This is a genomic window from Streptomyces sp. NPDC051976, assembly GCF_040680795.1.
In the GTDB taxonomy this organism is placed as follows: Bacteria; Actinomycetota; Actinomycetes; order Streptomycetales; family Streptomycetaceae; genus Actinacidiphila.
In genome coordinates this window covers 152964-167706 of sequence record NZ_JBFAXL010000012.1, presented here as the reverse complement: position 1 = coordinate 167706, position 14743 = coordinate 152964, and the positions used below count along the sequence as shown (strand labels likewise).

13 protein-coding genes are annotated in these 14743 nt (G+C 73.0%); 5 read left to right on the top strand and 8 right to left on the bottom strand.

The features are described 5' to 3' along the window. The first annotated feature begins 181 nt into the window (after window positions 1-181). Complete coding sequence (locus AB0M29_RS15865; protein WP_365382848.1) at window positions 182-931, top strand: SLATT domain-containing protein; 750 nt, start codon at window positions 182-184, stop codon at window positions 929-931. A gap of 47 nt (window positions 932-978) precedes the next feature. Here AB0M29_RS15865 and AB0M29_RS15860 read toward each other — a convergent pair whose 3' ends face one another. The 3 genes from AB0M29_RS15860 to AB0M29_RS15850 all read right to left on the bottom strand — a co-directional run bounded on the left by AB0M29_RS15860 (window position 979) and on the right by AB0M29_RS15850 (window position 3943). Then, window positions 979-1632 carry a hypothetical protein gene (locus AB0M29_RS15860; protein WP_365382847.1) on the bottom strand — a complete coding sequence of 218 codons (654 nt, stop codon included), beginning with the start codon at window positions 1630-1632 and terminating at the stop codon, window positions 979-981. A gap of 53 nt (window positions 1633-1685) precedes the next feature. Continuing rightward, the gene (locus tag AB0M29_RS15855) at window positions 1686-2372 is read right to left on the bottom strand and encodes a GntR family transcriptional regulator (protein WP_365382846.1); all 687 of its coding nucleotides are present in this window, start codon (window positions 2370-2372) and stop codon (window positions 1686-1688) included. Window positions 2373-2533: 161 nt separating this feature from the next. Then, on the bottom strand, window positions 2534-3943 hold the full coding sequence (locus AB0M29_RS15850) for an aspartate aminotransferase family protein (protein WP_365382845.1): 1410 nt from the start codon (window positions 3941-3943) through the stop codon (window positions 2534-2536). Between the two features lie 221 nt (window positions 3944-4164). Here AB0M29_RS15850 and AB0M29_RS15845 point away from each other — a divergent pair, with 221 nt between their 5' ends. Continuing rightward, a complete protein-coding gene (locus AB0M29_RS15845) occupies window positions 4165-5841 on the top strand; it encodes a serine/threonine-protein kinase (RefSeq protein ID WP_365382844.1) in 1677 nt (558 codons plus the stop codon). 43 nt (window positions 5842-5884) lie between these two features. Here AB0M29_RS15845 and AB0M29_RS15840 read toward each other — a convergent pair whose 3' ends face one another. Beyond that, window positions 5885-7168 (bottom strand): adenylosuccinate synthase, encoded by a 1284-nt coding sequence (locus AB0M29_RS15840; RefSeq protein ID WP_365382843.1) that lies wholly within the window; start codon window positions 7166-7168, stop codon window positions 5885-5887. A 194-nt stretch (window positions 7169-7362) separates the two neighbouring features. Between AB0M29_RS15840 and AB0M29_RS15835 the strand changes: the two genes are divergently transcribed. Continuing rightward, window positions 7363-8148, top strand: a complete 786-nt coding sequence (locus AB0M29_RS15835; RefSeq protein WP_365382842.1) for a diacylglycerol kinase family protein — start codon at window positions 7363-7365, stop codon at window positions 8146-8148. Window positions 8149-8163: 15 nt separating this feature from the next. On the opposite strand, the gene AB0M29_RS15830 is transcribed toward AB0M29_RS15835, so the two are convergent. Next, window positions 8164-8643, bottom strand: a complete 480-nt coding sequence (locus AB0M29_RS15830) for a MarR family transcriptional regulator (RefSeq protein ID WP_365382841.1) — start codon at window positions 8641-8643, stop codon at window positions 8164-8166. 86 nt (window positions 8644-8729) lie between these two features. Between AB0M29_RS15830 and AB0M29_RS15825 the strand changes: the two genes are divergently transcribed. Together AB0M29_RS15825 and AB0M29_RS15820 are read left to right on the top strand one after the other, a co-directional pair. Further along, complete coding sequence (locus AB0M29_RS15825) at window positions 8730-9674, top strand: ABC transporter ATP-binding protein (protein ID WP_365382840.1); 945 nt, start codon at window positions 8730-8732, stop codon at window positions 9672-9674. Further along, the gene (locus AB0M29_RS15820) at window positions 9671-11275 is read left to right on the top strand and encodes an ABC transporter permease (protein ID WP_365382839.1); all 1605 of its coding nucleotides are present in this window, start codon (window positions 9671-9673) and stop codon (window positions 11273-11275) included. Before AB0M29_RS15825 ends, AB0M29_RS15820 begins: the two co-directional genes overlap by 4 nt. Window positions 11276-11697: 422 nt before the next feature. Here AB0M29_RS15820 and AB0M29_RS15815 read toward each other — a convergent pair whose 3' ends face one another. The 3 genes from AB0M29_RS15815 to AB0M29_RS15805 are packed head-to-tail and all read right to left on the bottom strand — an operon-like array spanning window position 11698 to window position 14635. Next, a complete protein-coding gene (locus AB0M29_RS15815) occupies window positions 11698-12918 on the bottom strand; it encodes a cytochrome P450 (RefSeq protein ID WP_365382838.1) in 1221 nt (406 codons plus the stop codon). Then, entirely contained in the window at window positions 12915-13748 is an 834-nt protein-coding gene (locus tag AB0M29_RS15810) for an MBL fold metallo-hydrolase (RefSeq protein WP_365382837.1), read from the bottom strand. Before AB0M29_RS15810 ends, AB0M29_RS15815 begins: the two co-directional genes overlap by 4 nt. After that, window positions 13745-14635, bottom strand: coding sequence for an NUDIX hydrolase (locus tag AB0M29_RS15805; protein WP_365382836.1), 891 nt, complete (start codon window positions 14633-14635; stop codon window positions 13745-13747). Before AB0M29_RS15805 ends, AB0M29_RS15810 begins: the two co-directional genes overlap by 4 nt. Between the last annotated feature and the right edge of the window lie 108 nt (window positions 14636-14743).

Below are 14743 nucleotides of genomic sequence, written 5' to 3'. Positions count from 1 at the left end.
AGGGGCCGCCCTCACTCTTTCGAGCGATGTCCGTCATCGGCCTATACCCGACCACGCTGCCCTTATGGGCGGAAATCCTGAGATCCTCACCCCACGGTCAGCCGTTCGGCGGTAATAAGGGAGCTTCACACCGGGCCGGCAGCCATGCATGCGGTCCTGAGGCCATACGAGGGAGCGTGCAGTGAGCCAGCCGGACATGTTTCCCGAGGAGGAAGCGCCTCGGGACGAGCCCAAGCGGCGGGCGCTGCACCATCAGCACGAGGATCTGCGGGCGCTGCCGTTCCCCCTCGGGGACTGGGGCGAGCCGGCGGAGCGGCTGGCGGAGCTGTACCGCTGGGCGGAGCAGGAGGCGCAGCGCACCGCCGACTGGTATCTGGACGACCGGGTGGGCAAGCGCCGGGCGGCCCGCGGGCTGCGGCTGGCCGCCGCCCTGCTGGTGACCGCGGGCGCGGTGCTGCCGCTGCTGCAGCTCGCCGGGGCGGCGGGTTCCGTCGCGGTCTGGGGGTATCTGCCGCTGCTGCTGGCGGGCGGGTGCCTGGGACTCGACCGGGTGCTCGGGCTGACCTCGGGCTGGCTGCGGGACGTGGCGACCGCGCAGGCGGTCCAGCGGCGGCTGGAGACGCTGCGCTTCGACTGGGCGTCGGAGAGCGTGCGCGAGGTGCTCGGCCCCACCGAGGGCACCGCCGCGGAGGCCGCCGAGCGCTGTCTGGCCATCCTGCGGCGGTTCTGCGACGACGTCGCCGACCTGGTGCGGCTGGAGACGTCGGACTGGATCGTGGAGTTCGGCTCCCGGTCGGCGGCGGCGCCGCTGCGTACGCAGTCCGCCGCCTGGTGGCCGACCGGCGCCGACCACCCGGCGGCCCCGCGGCTGGCGCACCCGAGCACCCGCCCGAACATGCCGCGGCAGCGGCCGCCGGAGAACCCGCGCTGACGGGGGCGGTTCCTGCCCGGGCCGGGTGACGGGACGGGGCCGCGGCCTCAGCTGAAGACGATCATCGACCCCTGGCCCAGCGACCGGGTGGCCGCAGCGTGCAGGCCGAGCCAGACGTGGTGTTCGCGTGCGAAGGGGCCGTCGCCGAGGGAGGGGACGGGGGCGGCCGGTTCCTCCAGGGTGGTGTGGTGCTCCGGCGGCGCGGGGGGCAGCGGCGGGTTGGCCGGGTCGATGCCGATCGCGGGGGCGACGAACTCCAGCTCGCGCAGCAGGCCGTGGCTGGAGCCGAGCGGGCCGCCGCCTTCGAGGAGTTCGTCGTTGACGACCGGGTGCGGGAAGTCGAGCGGCACGTAGGCGCCGGCGTGGTCGTAGTGCCACACCAGGTGCGAGCGCTGGGCGGTGCCCTCGAACATCTCCAGGAGCTGCTCGTAGTCGCCGCCGAGCGCGTCGACCGGGGTGACCTCGAGTCCCTGGAGGGTGAGCAGATAGGCGCGGCGCAGGAAGTGCAGGGCGTCGTAGTCGAAGCAGGCGACCGGGCCGACGTCGCCCGAAAGGCCCGGCATGTAGTTGTAGACGGGCACCGGCGGCAGTCCCGCGTCGTTCAACGCCTTGTCGTAACGGGCGAGTTCCTCGGAGAAGGGGTTTTCCGGGCTGTGGCAGAGCACGTCCACCAGCGGGACCAGCCACAAGTCGCAGGCCACGAACACTCCATCCGGTCGGGGGCGTACAGCGTAATTGGGCTGCGGCCGTCCCGTCAGGGGCGTGTCGGGGCAAGCTTCTCGATCAGTGCCCGGTTGTGGGCGTGGTACTCGCGGGTGAGCTGCCGCGCGGTGTCGGTGTCGCGGGCGGCGACGGCGTCGACCAGGGCCACGTGGTCGCACCAGCACACGCCCGCGAGGTCGGTGAGGGCGCGCAGGTGCGGTACGGCGTAGATCCAGGTCTGGGCGCGGATACGGTCGAGGAACTCGCAGATGTGCGGGTTGCCGCCGATGGCCGCCAGTTCCCGCCAGAAGCGCAGGTCGCAGCCGATCAGCACGTCGAGCACCCCGGACCGGGCGGCACGGGCGGCCGCTTCGGCGCGGCGGCGCACCGACGCGATCGCGTCGGCGGGCAGGTCGCCCATGCCGTGCTCGGCCATGTGCCGGAAGGCGGCTTCGACGACGAACGCGCGGGCGTCGGTGAGGGAGCGGAAGTCGGCCGCGGTGAACCGCCGCACCTGGAAGCCGCGGTGCTGCTCGACCTCCAGCAGTCCCTGTGCGGCGAGGTCGACGAGCGCTTCGCGTACAGGTGTGGCGGAGACGCCGTACAGCTCGGCGATCTCCTTGACGGTGAAGTGCCGCCCGGCCTGGAGGCGGCCGGTGAGCACTTCGTCGCGCAGGGCGTCGGCGATCTGCTGGCGCAGGCTGCTGCGCCGTACCGCCAGACCTCCGCCCTCCGGCATACCGTCTCCCATTCCTGTCGTTTCGCCCGAATCCGTACCTATATGTGGTGTTGAGGTGGGCGTGTACGTGCCGTCGTACACGCGTATGGCCCTCGCACACGATATGCGAGGGCCGTACGTGTATGCGCGGAGGATGGGAGCGGTACCGCGGGAAACCGGGGTCAGCCCGCGGCGGCGGCCGTGTAGCGGTCGGCGACGGAGAGGGCGTTGTCCAGCAGTTCCAGGCCCTCCTTGACCTCGGCCTCGGTGACGGTGCAGGGCGGCACCACATGGGTGCGGTTCATGTTGACGAAGGGCCACAGGCCGGAGCGCTTGCAGGCGGCGGCGAACTCCGCCATGGGCGCGTTGTCGGCGCCCGCGGCGTTGTACGGCACCAGGGGTTCGCGGGTGATCTTGTCCTTGACCAGGTCGAGCGCCCAGAAGACGCCCATGCCGCGCACCTCGCCGACCGACGGGTGGCGCTCGGCGATCTCGCGCAGCCCGGGGCCGATGACGCTCTCGCCGATACGGGCGGCGTTCTCCACGATCGCCTCGTCGCGCATGGCGTTGATGGTGGCCACCGCCGACGCGCAGGCCAGCGGGTGGCCCGAGTAGGTGAGGCCGCCGGGGTAGGGGCGGGTGGCGAAGGTGGCCGCGATCCGCTCGGAGATCGCCACGCCGCCCAGCGGCACATAGCCGGAGTTGACGCCCTTGGCGAAGGTCAGCAGGTCGGGGACGGCGTCCCAGTGGTCGGCGGCGAACCAGCGGCCGGTGCGGCCGAAGCCCGCCATCACCTCGTCGAGGATGAAGACGATGCCGTAGCGGTCGCACAGCGCGCGCACCCCGGCGAGGTAGCCGTCCGGCGGCACCAGCACGCCCGCGGTGCCGACGACGGTCTCCAGGATGACCGCGGCGATCGACTGCGGCCCCTCGAAGGCGATGAGCTGCTCCAGGTGCTCCAGCGCCCGGTGGCACTCCTCGGCCTCGGTCGTGGCGTGGAACTGCGAGCGGTAGAGATACGGGCCCCAGAAGTGCACGACGCCCGCGGAGGCGGTGTCGGAGGCCCAGCGGCGCGGGTCGCCGGTGAGGTTGATCGCCGTGGACGTGGCGCCGTGGTACGACCGGTAGGCGCTGAGCACCTTGGGGCGCCCGGTGTGCAGCCGGGCCATCCGGACGGCGTTCTCGACCGCCTCCGCGCCGCCGTTGGTGAAGAAGATCTTGTCCAGGTCCCCGGGGGTCAGCTCGGCGATGAGCCGGGCGGCCTCGGAGCGTACGTCGATGGCGAACGCGGGCGCGAAGGTGGACAGTTTGGCGGCCTGCTCCTGGATCGCGGCGACGACCTTGGGGTGCTGGTGCCCAATGTTGGTGTTCACCAGCTGGGACGAGAAGTCCAGATAGCGGTTGCCGTCGTAGTCCCAGAAGTACGAGCCCTCCGCCCCGGCTACGGCCAGCGGGTCGATGACTTCCTGCGCTGACCAGGAGTGGAAGACATGGGCACGGTCCGCGGCCTTGACCGCGGCCCCCGCCGCGGGGTCGGCGAGCGGCGCACCGCCCGACTGCGGCGGAGTGGACAGGGAGGACAGAGGGGTCATGTCGCCCAGGCTAGGGACCACCTTCCGCCGAGCGGCACCGGCACGCTGTATCGCGCTGCCCCCGGCGGCCGACACGGTGTCAAACAGGTGTGCGCGTCACCGCACGGCACCCCCCGGACCACTTGGCGTTCATACGCTTATTCTTCGGTCTAAGGGCGGGCTGCTCCGGCGGGCTGGGGCATGAGGGCGTGGAGCCCAGGGAGACACGGGGCTGACGGGCGATGGACGAACTGAGAGCCGGCGATCCGCGGTGGATCGGCGCGTACCGGTTGCTGGGCAGGCTCGGCACCGGCGGCATGGGCCTGGTCTTCCTCGCGCGTTCCGCCCGCGGCCGTACGGTGGCGGTGAAGCTGGTGCGCGCCGAACTCGCCGCCCAGGAGGAGTTCCGCACCCGCTTCCGGCGCGAGGTGCAGGCCGCCCGCCGGGTCGGCGGCACCTGGACGGCGCCCGTGCTCGACGCCGACACCGAGGCCGAGATCCCCTGGGTCGCCACCGGCTATGTCGCCGGGCCCTCGCTGGCGCAGGTCGTCGGCAAGGACCACGGCCCGCTGCCGGAGCGTTCGGTACGGGTCCTGGCCGCGGGTCTGGCGCACGCGCTGAGCGACATCCACGCCGCCGGTCTGGTGCACCGCGATCTCAAACCCTCGAACGTCATGATCACCATCGACGGCCCCCGGGTCATCGACTTCGGTATCGCCCGCGCACTGGAGACGGTGGCCGACGGCTCGCTCACCTACACCGGCGCCATGGTCGGCTCGCCCGCCTTCATGTCGCCCGAGCAGGTGCGCGGCGACCGGGTCACCCCGGCCTGCGACATCTTCTGCCTCGGCTCGGTACTGGCCTACGCGGCCACCGGGCTGCAGCCGTTCGGCGCGGCCAGCAGCGGTGTGCACGCCCAGATGTTCCGTATCGTCCAGGAGCCGCCGGACCTGGACGCGCTGCCGGACGGGCTGCGCGACCTGGTCGCCTCCTGCCTGGTGAAGGACCCCGAGGAGCGGCCTTCGCTCGCCCAGGTGCTGGAGAAGGTCGGCGAGGCCGAACCCGACAGCGCGGCCGCCGAGCCGTGGCTGCCCGGCGCGATCATCGCCCGGCTGGGGCGGCACGCCGTACAGCTGCTGGAGCTGGAGGCCGAGGCGACACAGCCGTCGGCGCCCCCGGAGCCGGAGCCCGAGCCCGAGCCGGAGCCCGAGGTCACGCCGGAACCCGACGCCTCCGGCGCCGCCGAGGCGGAACCGCTGACCGAGGTCGAGCGCACGCCCACGGTGGTCTCGCCCCCGCTGTCGCCCACGGCCGTCGCCCCGTCGCCCACGGCCGTCGAGTCCGTCCCGCCCCCGGGCCCCGGCCCCGGCCCGGCGCACTCCCCCGAAGCCGCCCCCACCAGGCGCGGCCGCCGGGGCGCGCTCGTCGCCGCGCTGGCGCTGCTCGCGGTGGTCGCGGGCGCCACGACGGCCTTCGTGGTCCTGCGGGAGAACGGGCACAAGGGCGGCAGCGCCGGGCCCACCGAGTCACCCGCGACGCGGACCAGCACCCCGGCGGACACCCGGTCGGCCACCCCTGGCGGTCCCGCGGCCACCGGCGTACCGGCGGACATGATCGGCACCTGGGAGACGTCGTTCAGCACGACGACGGGCGACAACACCCGCACCCTGACCGTCCACAAGGACGGCGCCGTGGAACTGACCGGCGAGGGCGCGGACTACGACTGCGCCTGGTCGATGAAGGTCACCGAGGTGGGGCCGCCCGTGCAGTTGAGCCCGTCGCTGGTCACCAGCGGCCAGCCGGCGACCTCGTGCAACCCGGGCGCGGCGACCACCCTGACCCTGGTCGACCCCACCCATCTGCGGCGCGACAACCTGGAGGGCGGCAAGGTGCCGCTGACGTACGAGAAGGTGGGCTGACCGCGGCGATGCCGCCCGCGATCAACCCACCTTCTGGTGACGCCTAGAGGAACGAGTTGATCTCGATGGTCTCGGTGCGGCCGGGGCCGACGCCGATCGCCGAGATCGGCGCGCCCGACATCTCCTCGAGCGCCTTGACGTAGCCCTGCGCGTTCTTGGGCAGGTCCTCGAAGGTCTTCGCCTTGGTGATGTCCTCCGACCAGCCGGGCAGGTACTCGTAGACCGGCTTGGCGTGGTGGAAGTCGGACTGGCTGTACGGCAGTTCCTCGACGCGGCGGCCGTCGATCTCGTACGCGACGCACACCGGGATGCGCTCCCATCCAGTGAGGATGTCGAGCTTGGTGAGGAAGAAGTCGGTGAGGCCGTTGACGCGGGTCGCGTAGCGGGCGATCACCGCGTCGAACCAGCCGCAGCGCCGGTTGCGGCCGGTGGTGACACCGAACTCGTGGCCGATGGTGCGCAGCTTCTCGCCGTCCTCGTCGAAGAGTTCGGTCGGGAAGGGGCCGGAGCCGACACGCGTGGTGTACGCCTTGAGGATGCCGATCACCCGGGTGATCTTGGTCGGGCCGACACCGCTGCCGGTGCAGGCGCCACCGGAGGTCGGGTTGGACGACGTCACGAAGGGGTACGTGCCGTGGTCCACGTCGAGCAGCGTGCCCTGACCGCCCTCCATGAGGACGACCTTGCCCTCGTCGAGCGCGTTGTTGAGGACCAGCGCGGTGTCCGCGACGAAGTCCCTGATCTGGTCCGCGTAGCCCAGGTACTCCTCGACGACCTGGTCGGTGCTGATCGCCCGCCGGTTGAAGATCTTGACCAGGACCTGGTTCTTGTCCTGGAGCGCCGCGTCGACCTTCTGGTGGAGGATCGATTCGTCGAAGAGGTCCTGGACCCTGATGCCGACCCGGTTGATCTTGTCCGCGTAGGCGGGACCGATACCGCGCCCTGTGGTGCCGATCTTCCGGTTGCCCAGGAACCGCTCCGTCACCTTGTCGATGGTCTGGTGGTACGGAGTGATCAGGTGGGCGTTACCGCTGATCAGCAGCTTGGACGTGTCGACACCGCGCCCGTTGAGTCCGCTCAGCTCGGAGAGCAGGACCGCCGGGTCGATGACGACACCGTTTCCGATGACCGGGGTGCACCCCGGCGACAGGATTCCGGAGGGGAGCAGATGCAGTGCGTACTTCTGGTCGCCGACGACGACCGTGTGGCCGGCGTTGTTGCCGCCCTGGTAACGCACCACGTAGTCCACGGAGCCACCGAGCAGGTCGGTAGCCTTCCCCTTGCCCTCGTCACCCCACTGAGCACCGAGCAGCACAAGTGCGGGCACAGGCGTACACCCCTTCCGGGCGGGGCATGTCCAACGTGCAGAGAGCCGTCGAACCTGCCCCGGAATAGACGAAGCCCCTGACGCAAAGGCGCAAGGGGCTCTTGCACCGAGATTTTACCTGAGGAAGGACCAAGGTGTCGGCCGTGTCTCCTGGGCATCCTCCCCCGGACTCCGTCAGGGGATACCCCCTGCTCGTGGTCATCGACCCCGCGGCGCGTGCTGTCGACGGCGAATCGGTACGCATCGCCAAAGATGTCCTGTGCGCGGGCGCGTCGTCCGTAAAAATCGTTCTCCCGGAATCGGCCGAAGAAGTGGAACGCGCCCTCGCACATCGTGGCCGACGCCACCCCGTGGTGCTCGGTGACGACTCCGCTCTGCTGCGGACCGTGCGCACTCTGCACCGCGACCGCACCCTGCACGAGATGCCGGTCGCCCTGGTGCCGATCGGGCCGCGCTCGGCGGTGGCGCGCGCCCTGGGAGTGCCGGGGCAGGTGCTCGCCGCGGCGCGGGCCGTGCTGGACGGCGCCGAGCGGGAGCTTGACCTGCTGGTCGACGAGGCCGGCGGGATCGTGCTGGGCGCGCTGAGCATCCCGTGCGGCACCCCGGTCTCGCGCACCGCCGCGCACTGGTGGACGCCGGTGGAGAAGACCGCCCGCTCCCTGGTGCGCACCCTGACCGCGCCGATCCCCGTCAACGGCCATCCGCCCAGGCAGCGGCTGCGCGTCGAGGCGGACGGTGTGCTGCTGGCCGACCTCGACCAGCCGGTGCACGAGGTGTCGGTGCGCATCTCCCCCGAGGGCATGGCGGAGGTGCTGGTCCGCCACACCGAGGGCGCCGGTCCGGTACGCGCCACCGCCCGCTCGATCACCGTCTCGGGGCGGGACTTCCGCTACCGCGCCGACTCCGCGATCACCGGTCCGGTCCGCACCCGTACGTGGACGGTCGAGCCGTCGGCGTGGCGGCTGACCGTGCCGCGCTGAGGTCGTGACGTGGGGTCAGAGGGTGGTCTTGTACTCGCGCCAGCGGTCCATCATCCCGGTCAGCTCGTGCTGCAGGAACTCGAAGAAGGCGGCGGTCTCGGCGAGCCGCCGTCCCGCCCCGGTGTCCTCGCCGACGGTGTGGACGCCACTGCGCAGGGTGGTCTCCCAGCGGGAGAGGTAACTGCTGCGACTGGTGAAGGTCTCGTACCACTGGTCGCTGTGCACCCGGTACAGCTCGCGGCGTGAGCCCGGCTCGCGCTCGCGGTGGACCATGCCGACCTGGGCGAGGTAACGGACCGCGCCGGAGACCGCGGCCGGGCTGACCTGGAGCCGCTCGCCGAGTTCGGCGGAGCTGAGCGCGCCGTCCTCCGAGGCCAGAAGCGCGGAGAAGACCCTGGCGGCCATCCGCTGCATCCCGGCCTCGACCATCTCGGCCGCGAAGCGTTCGACGAAGGTCATGACCTCCGCCGGGTTCTCGTCGCGCGGCTCCGTCATGTTCGCCTCCGTCCGGTCACCGAGAGGGAGAGTTTACGCCGTGCGGTATCTTCACAAATTTATGAAACTACCGTACCTTGGAAATCGTGATGACGGCAATCTCCGTGGCCGGTCTCGTCAAGACCTTCGGCCGCACACGCGCACTCGACGGACTCGACCTGTCCGTCGGCACCGGCGAGGTGCACGGCTTCCTCGGGCCGAACGGAGCGGGGAAGTCCACCACCATCCGCGTGCTGCTCGGCCTGATCAGGGCGGACGGCGGCACCGCCCGGCTGCTCGGCGGTGACCCGTGGCGGGACGCGGTGGCGCTGCACCGGCGGATCGCGTACGTGCCGGGGGACGTCACGCTGTGGCGCAACCTGAGCGGGGGCGAGATCATCGACCTCTTCGGCAGGCTGCGCGGAGCGTCCGCGGACGGCGCCGCGGCGGCCGCCCGCAGGCGCGAGCTGCTCGACGCGTTCGACCTGGACCCGACGAAGAAGGGCGGCGCGTACTCCAAGGGCAACCGGCAGAAGGTCGCCCTGGTCGCCGCCTTCGCCTCCGACGCCGAGCTGCTGATCCTCGACGAGCCGACGTCGGGCCTGGACCCGCTGATGGAGGAGGTCTTCCAGAGCTGCGTGCGGCGGGCCCGCGACCGCGGCGCCACCGTGCTGCTGTCCAGCCACATCCTCAGCGAGGTCGAGGCGCTCTGCGACCGGGTGAGCATCATCCGCGAGGGCCGCACCGTGCAGAGCGGCGCGCTCGCCGAGCTGCGCCACCTCACCCGTACCAGCGTCACCGCCGAACTGTCCGCCCCGCCCGCCGGGTTGGCCACGCTCCCCGGCGTGCACGAGGTGCGGACCCACGGCAACCACGTCACCCTCCAGGCCGACACCGACCACCTCGACGCCCTGCTGCGCGCCCTCGCCGACCGCGGCGTACGCACCCTCACCACCCGGCCGCCCACCCTGGAGGAGCTGTTCCTCCGGCAGTACGGGGCGGGCGCCGACGCTCCCGGCGAGCCCGGCGCGTCCGCGGCGGTGCGGTCATGACCGCCCTCGCCGGTACGGCCAGCCTGACGGGACTGGCCCTGCGCCGCGACCGGATCATGATCCCCGGCTGGCTCTACGCCCTGACCGCCGCGGTCGTCGGCAGCGCCTTCTCCTTCCGCACCCTCTACGCCACCCAGCCCGAACGCACCGACCTGGCCCGCAGCATGAACGCCAGCGGCCCCCTGCGCGCCCTGTACGGACCGGTCTACGACGCGCACACCATCGGCGCGCTCACCGCATGGCGGATGGGCGTGCTCGGCGCGGCGCTCGCCGGGCTGATGAGCCTGCTCATCGTGGTGCGGCACACCCGCGAGGAGGAGGAGACCGGCCGCCAGGAGATGCTCGGCGCGACCATGGTCGACCGCCGGGCGCCGCTGACCGCCGCCCTGGCCGCCGCCGCTACGGCCGATCTCGTGGTCGCCCTGGTCATCGCCGGCGGCATGGTCGTCGTCGGCCAGGGCGTGGCGGGGTCGGTGGCGCTCGGCCTGGTCGTGGGCTGCGGCGGGTTGATGTTCGCCGGTGTCGCCGCCGTGACCGCCCAGCTCACCCAGAGCGCCCGGCTGGCCAGGGGCCTGGCGGGCACCGTCCTCGGCGCCGCCTTCCTGCTGCGCGCGGCCGGGGACGCGGCCACCGATGACTCCTCCTCCCCCCTGGTCTGGGCCTCTCCCCTGGGCTGGGTCGAGCACCTCCACCCCTACGCCGCCGAGTCCTGGTGGGTGCTGCTGCCGGTCGCCGCCTTCACCGCGCTCGGCTGCGCGGGCGGGTACGTGCTGGTCTCCCGCCGGGACACCGGCTCCGGCGTCCTGCCCGCCCGGCCCGGCCCCGCACGCGCCGCGCGCTCGCTGAACGGGCCGCTGGCGCTGGCCTGGCGGCTCCAGCGCGGCGCCCTGCTCGGCTGGGCGGCGGGCCTGACCGTCGCCGGGGCGGTCTACGGCTCGGTGGCCGACTCGGTCGGCGAACTCGTCGGCGACAACAAGCAGGTCGACGACATCTTCCAGCGGATGGGCGGCCACCAGGGCCTCACCGACGCGTTCCTGTCGACCGCGATGGGCCTGCTCGGCATCATGGCCGCGGTCTTCGCCGTCCAGAGCGTGCTGCGGCTGCGCTCCGAGGAGACCGGTCAGGGCGCCGAGGCCGTCCTCGCCCACCCGGTCGGCCGCCTGCGGTGGGCCGCCGGCCATCTGCTCCTCGCCCTGCTCGGCACCCTCGTCCTCCTGGCCGCGGGCGGCCTGGCGATGGCCCTGGCCTACGGCTCCGCCACCCACGACCTCGGCGGCCAACTCCCCCGCCTGACCGGCGCCGCCCTCGCTCAGGCCCCGGCCGTCTGGGTGCTCGCCGGTCTCACCACCCTCCTCATCGGCCTCCGCCCCACCGCCTCCCCCGCCGCCTGGGGCCTCCTCGCCACCTTCCTCGCCCTCGGCCAACTCGGCCCGGTCCTCCGCCTCCCCCAACCGCTGCTGGACCTCTCCCCCTTCACCCACCTGCCCGCCCTCCCAGGCGCGAACGCGGCGGCGACGCCCTACGCCTGGCTGATACTTGTCGCCACCGCGACCATGGCGGCTGGCATGGTGGGGCTGCGCCACCGGGACATCGGCGTCTGAAACGGGTCGGCCGACGCGAAGCTGTCGCCAACGCCGCCGCGCGGCGGCCGGCGGCACCCGTGGCCGCCCACGGGCCGCCACGGCCGGTGGCCCGGCGCCCGATTCGCCCGTCCTGCGGGCAACTCACGCGCCAGGGCAACAACGGCGCGAGACGAGCCGCTCAGGCCGCCGGGCCATGCCGCTGCCGCCCATCAGCGGCCCGAGTCCACGGCGTCCAAGCCGCCGCGCAGCGGCTGGCGACGCCCGTGGCCACCCGCGGGCCGCCACGGCCGGTGGCCCGGCGCCCGATTCGCCCGTCCTGCGGGCAACTCACGCGCCAGGGCAACGGCCCGAGACGAGCCGCTCAGGCCGCCGGGCCATGCCGCTGCCGCCCATCAGCGGCCCGAGTCCACGGCGTCCAAGCCGCCGCGCAGCGGCACCCGCTACCAGGTGACCTGGAGCTCCTCCACCCCGCGGATGACGTATCCCGGGCGCCATTGCGGCTCCTTCAGCAGGCGCATGCCGGGGGCGTCGCGGAGGAAGGTGCCGAAGGAGGCGCTGAGTTCGAGGCGGGCGAGCGGGGCTCCGAGGCAGTAGTGGATCCCGGCGCCGAAGGTGAGGTGGCGGTTGTCGGCGGCGGGGCGGGTGACGTCGAAGCGGTCGGGGTCGCGGAAGACGGCCGGGTCGCGGTTGGCGGAGCCGAAGAGCAGCGCCACCTCGGAGCCGCGCGGGATGACCGTGCCGCCGACCTCGATGTCGTCCAGCACCCAGCGCTCGAACATCTGCAACGGGGTGTCGTAGCGCAGCATCTCCTCCACGCCGTCGCGCAGCCGCTCCGGCACGTCGTAGAGCAGCTGGAGCTGGTCGGGGTGGCGGAAGAGGGTGAGCCAGCCGACGGTGGTGGTGTTGACGGTGGCCTCGTGGCCCGCGTTGAGCAGCAGCACGCAGGTGGAGACCATCTCCTGCTCGCTGAGCTTGTCGCCCTCGTCCTGGGCGGCGATCAGCGCGCTGATCAGGTCCTCGCCGGGGTCGGTGCGACGGGCGGCGATCAGCTCGCGCAGGTACGCGGAGAACTCCTCGCTCGCCCGGACGGCCGCCGCCGCGCTCTCCTCGGTGGGGTTCAGCTCGAACATCCCGGTGATCGCCGCGGACCAGGGCCGCAGCAGCGGGCGGTCGGAGGCGGGAATGCCGAGCATCTCGGCGATGACGGCCACCGGCAGCGGCTCGGCGACCCTGGCCAGCAAGTCGCCGCCGCCGTCGGCGTACAGGCCGGTGACGAGTTCGGCGGCGAGGCGCTCCACGGTCGGGGCCAGCCGCTCCACCGTGCGCGGGGTGAACGCCTTGGCGACCAGCCTGCGGATCCGGGAGTGCGCGGGCGCTTCGAGGTCGAGCATGCCGTTGCCGTTGAGCGTGGTGAAGGGCTCGTGCTCGGGCGGCGGCGCCTGGCGGCCGAACTCCTCGTGGGTGAAGCGGTGCAGATACGTACGGCCCAGGCGGCGGTCGCGCAGCAGGGCGTTGACGTCGTCGTGGTGCGGGATGAGCCACTGCTTGGTGGGCTCGAACCAATGGGCGCGGCCGCCTGCGCGCAGCGCCTCGTACGCCGGGTACGGGTCGGCGACGAAGGACGGGGACCAGGGGGCGAAAGCAGAGGGGGAGTCGTTCATGGCTGATCGATGAGTCCGTGTTCGCGTAGGTAGTCGAGCTGGGCGAGGACCGACAGTTCGGCGGCGGGCCACAGCGAGCGGTCCACGTCGGCGTAGACATGGGCCACCACCTCGGCCGGGGTGCGCAGCCCCGACTCGACGGCGGTCTCGACCTGGGCGAGCCGGTGCGCGCGGTGCGCGAGGTAGAACTCGACGGCGCCGCGGGCGTCGGCGAGCACCGGGCCGTGGCCGGGCAGCACCGTGTCCACACCGCCGTCGACGGTGAGGGTCTGGAGCCGCCGCAGCGAGTCCAGGTAGTCGCCGAGCCGCCCGTCGGGGTGGGCGACCACGGTCGTGCCGCGGCCGAGCACCGTGTCGCCGGTCAGCACCGCACCGTCGGCGGGGAGGTGGAAGGAGAGCGAGTCGCCGGTGTGGCCGGGCGTGCCGAGCACCCGCAGCTCCAGGCCGCCGGTGGTCACGGTGTCCCCGGCCGCCAGTCCCTCGTCGCCGAGCCGCAGCGCCGGGTCCAGCGCCCGGACCCGGGTGCCGGTGAGTTCGGCGAAGCGGGCCGCGCCCTCCGCGTGGTCGGGGTGGCCGTGGGTGAGCAGGGTCAGCGCGACCCGCTTGCCCTGCTCCTCGGCGACGCCGATGACCCGGGCCAGATGGGCCTCGTCCAGCGGGCCGGGGTCGATGACGACGGCCAGCGGCGAGTCGGGCTCGGAGACTATCCAGGTGTTGGTGCCGTCCAGCGTCATCGGCGACGGGTTGGGCGCCAGCACGCACAGCGCGCGGGCCGTCGCCCAGCCGCCGATGGTGGACTGCGGCTCGCCCGGCAGCATCGCGGCGGTCATCGGCCCTCCCCTACCCGCCCGGCGGAGCCGGGAATGAACCGGGTGAACTCGTCGTGCCCCGGCCAGGTCAGTACGATCCCGCCCTCGTCGTCGAGTGCGGCGCGCGCCAGTACGGGGGTCAGGTCGCGGTCCGCCGCGGCGGTGAGCGCGGCGGCGGCCGAGGCGTACGGCGTCAGGTCGCGCAGCGTGGTGATGGTCGGCGGCAGCATGCTCATCTCGCCCCGGTCGTAGCCGTCGGCGGCGTCCGCGGGCCGCAGCCACACGGTGTGGTCCGCCTCGCCCGACACATCGCGGGTGCGCTGCCCTGCCGGGAGCGTGGCGAGGAAGAACCAGGTGTCGTACCGGCGCTCCTCGAACTCCGGGGTGATCCAGCGGGCCCACGGGCCGAGCAGGTCGGAGCGGAGCACCAGCTCACGGCGGGCGAGGAAGTCGGCGAAGGCCAGGTCGTGGCTGACCAGGGCAGCCCTGTCGGCCTCCCAGTCGTCCCCGGTGGTGTCGGCGACGACGCTCGCGCCGTCCGCCCCGGCGAGCAGCACGCCCGACTCCTCGAAGGTCTCCCGCACCGCCGCGCAGACCACCGCCTGCGCCACCGCGGGCTCCGCGCCCAGCGCCGCCGCCCACTCCTCCAGCGGCGGGCCCGCCCACCCGACCGGCCGCTCGTCCCGCGGGTCCACCCCGCCGCCCGGATACGCGTACGCGCCCCCGGCGAAGGCCATGGAGGCGCGTCTGCGCAGCATGTGGACGGCCGGACCGCCGCCCTCGGTGTCCCGCAGCAGCAGCACCGTCGCCGCCCGGCGCGGCGGCACAGGCACCAGTTCCCCGCTGGTCAGCGCCCGGATCCGATCCGGCCACGAGGCGGGGAACACCTGTCCGTCGTTCCTGGTCATGGGGCGGATGCTACGTGCATCCGCCGGGATGTTCGAGAGGGTGCCCCTCCGGGGCGGGCACCCATGACGCTCCCGGTCACGCCGGTAGTGCCCCAGCGCGCTGCGCGT

Excerpts from the sequence above, each read along its gene's own strand:
- AB0M29_RS15810 (WP_365382837.1), bottom strand. The coding sequence starts at position 13,748 with ATGACCGCCGCGATGCTGCCGGGCGAGCCGCAGTCCACCATCGGCGGC.
- AB0M29_RS15805 (WP_365382836.1), bottom strand. The coding sequence starts at position 14,635 with ATGACCAGGAACGACGGACAGGTGTTCCCCGCCTCGTGGCCGGATCGG.
- AB0M29_RS15855 (WP_365382846.1), bottom strand. The coding sequence starts at position 2,372 with ATGCCGGAGGGCGGAGGTCTGGCGGTACGGCGCAGCAGCCTGCGCCAG.
- AB0M29_RS15850 (WP_365382845.1), bottom strand. The coding sequence starts at position 3,943 with ATGACCCCTCTGTCCTCCCTGTCCACTCCGCCGCAGTCGGGCGGTGCG.
- AB0M29_RS15815 (WP_365382838.1), bottom strand. The coding sequence starts at position 12,918 with ATGAACGACTCCCCCTCTGCTTTCGCCCCCTGGTCCCCGTCCTTCGTC.
- AB0M29_RS15820 (WP_365382839.1), top strand. The coding sequence starts at position 9,671 with ATGACCGCCCTCGCCGGTACGGCCAGCCTGACGGGACTGGCCCTGCGC.
- AB0M29_RS15845 (WP_365382844.1), top strand. The coding sequence starts at position 4,165 with ATGGACGAACTGAGAGCCGGCGATCCGCGGTGGATCGGCGCGTACCGG.
- AB0M29_RS15830 (WP_365382841.1), bottom strand. The coding sequence starts at position 8,643 with ATGACGGAGCCGCGCGACGAGAACCCGGCGGAGGTCATGACCTTCGTC.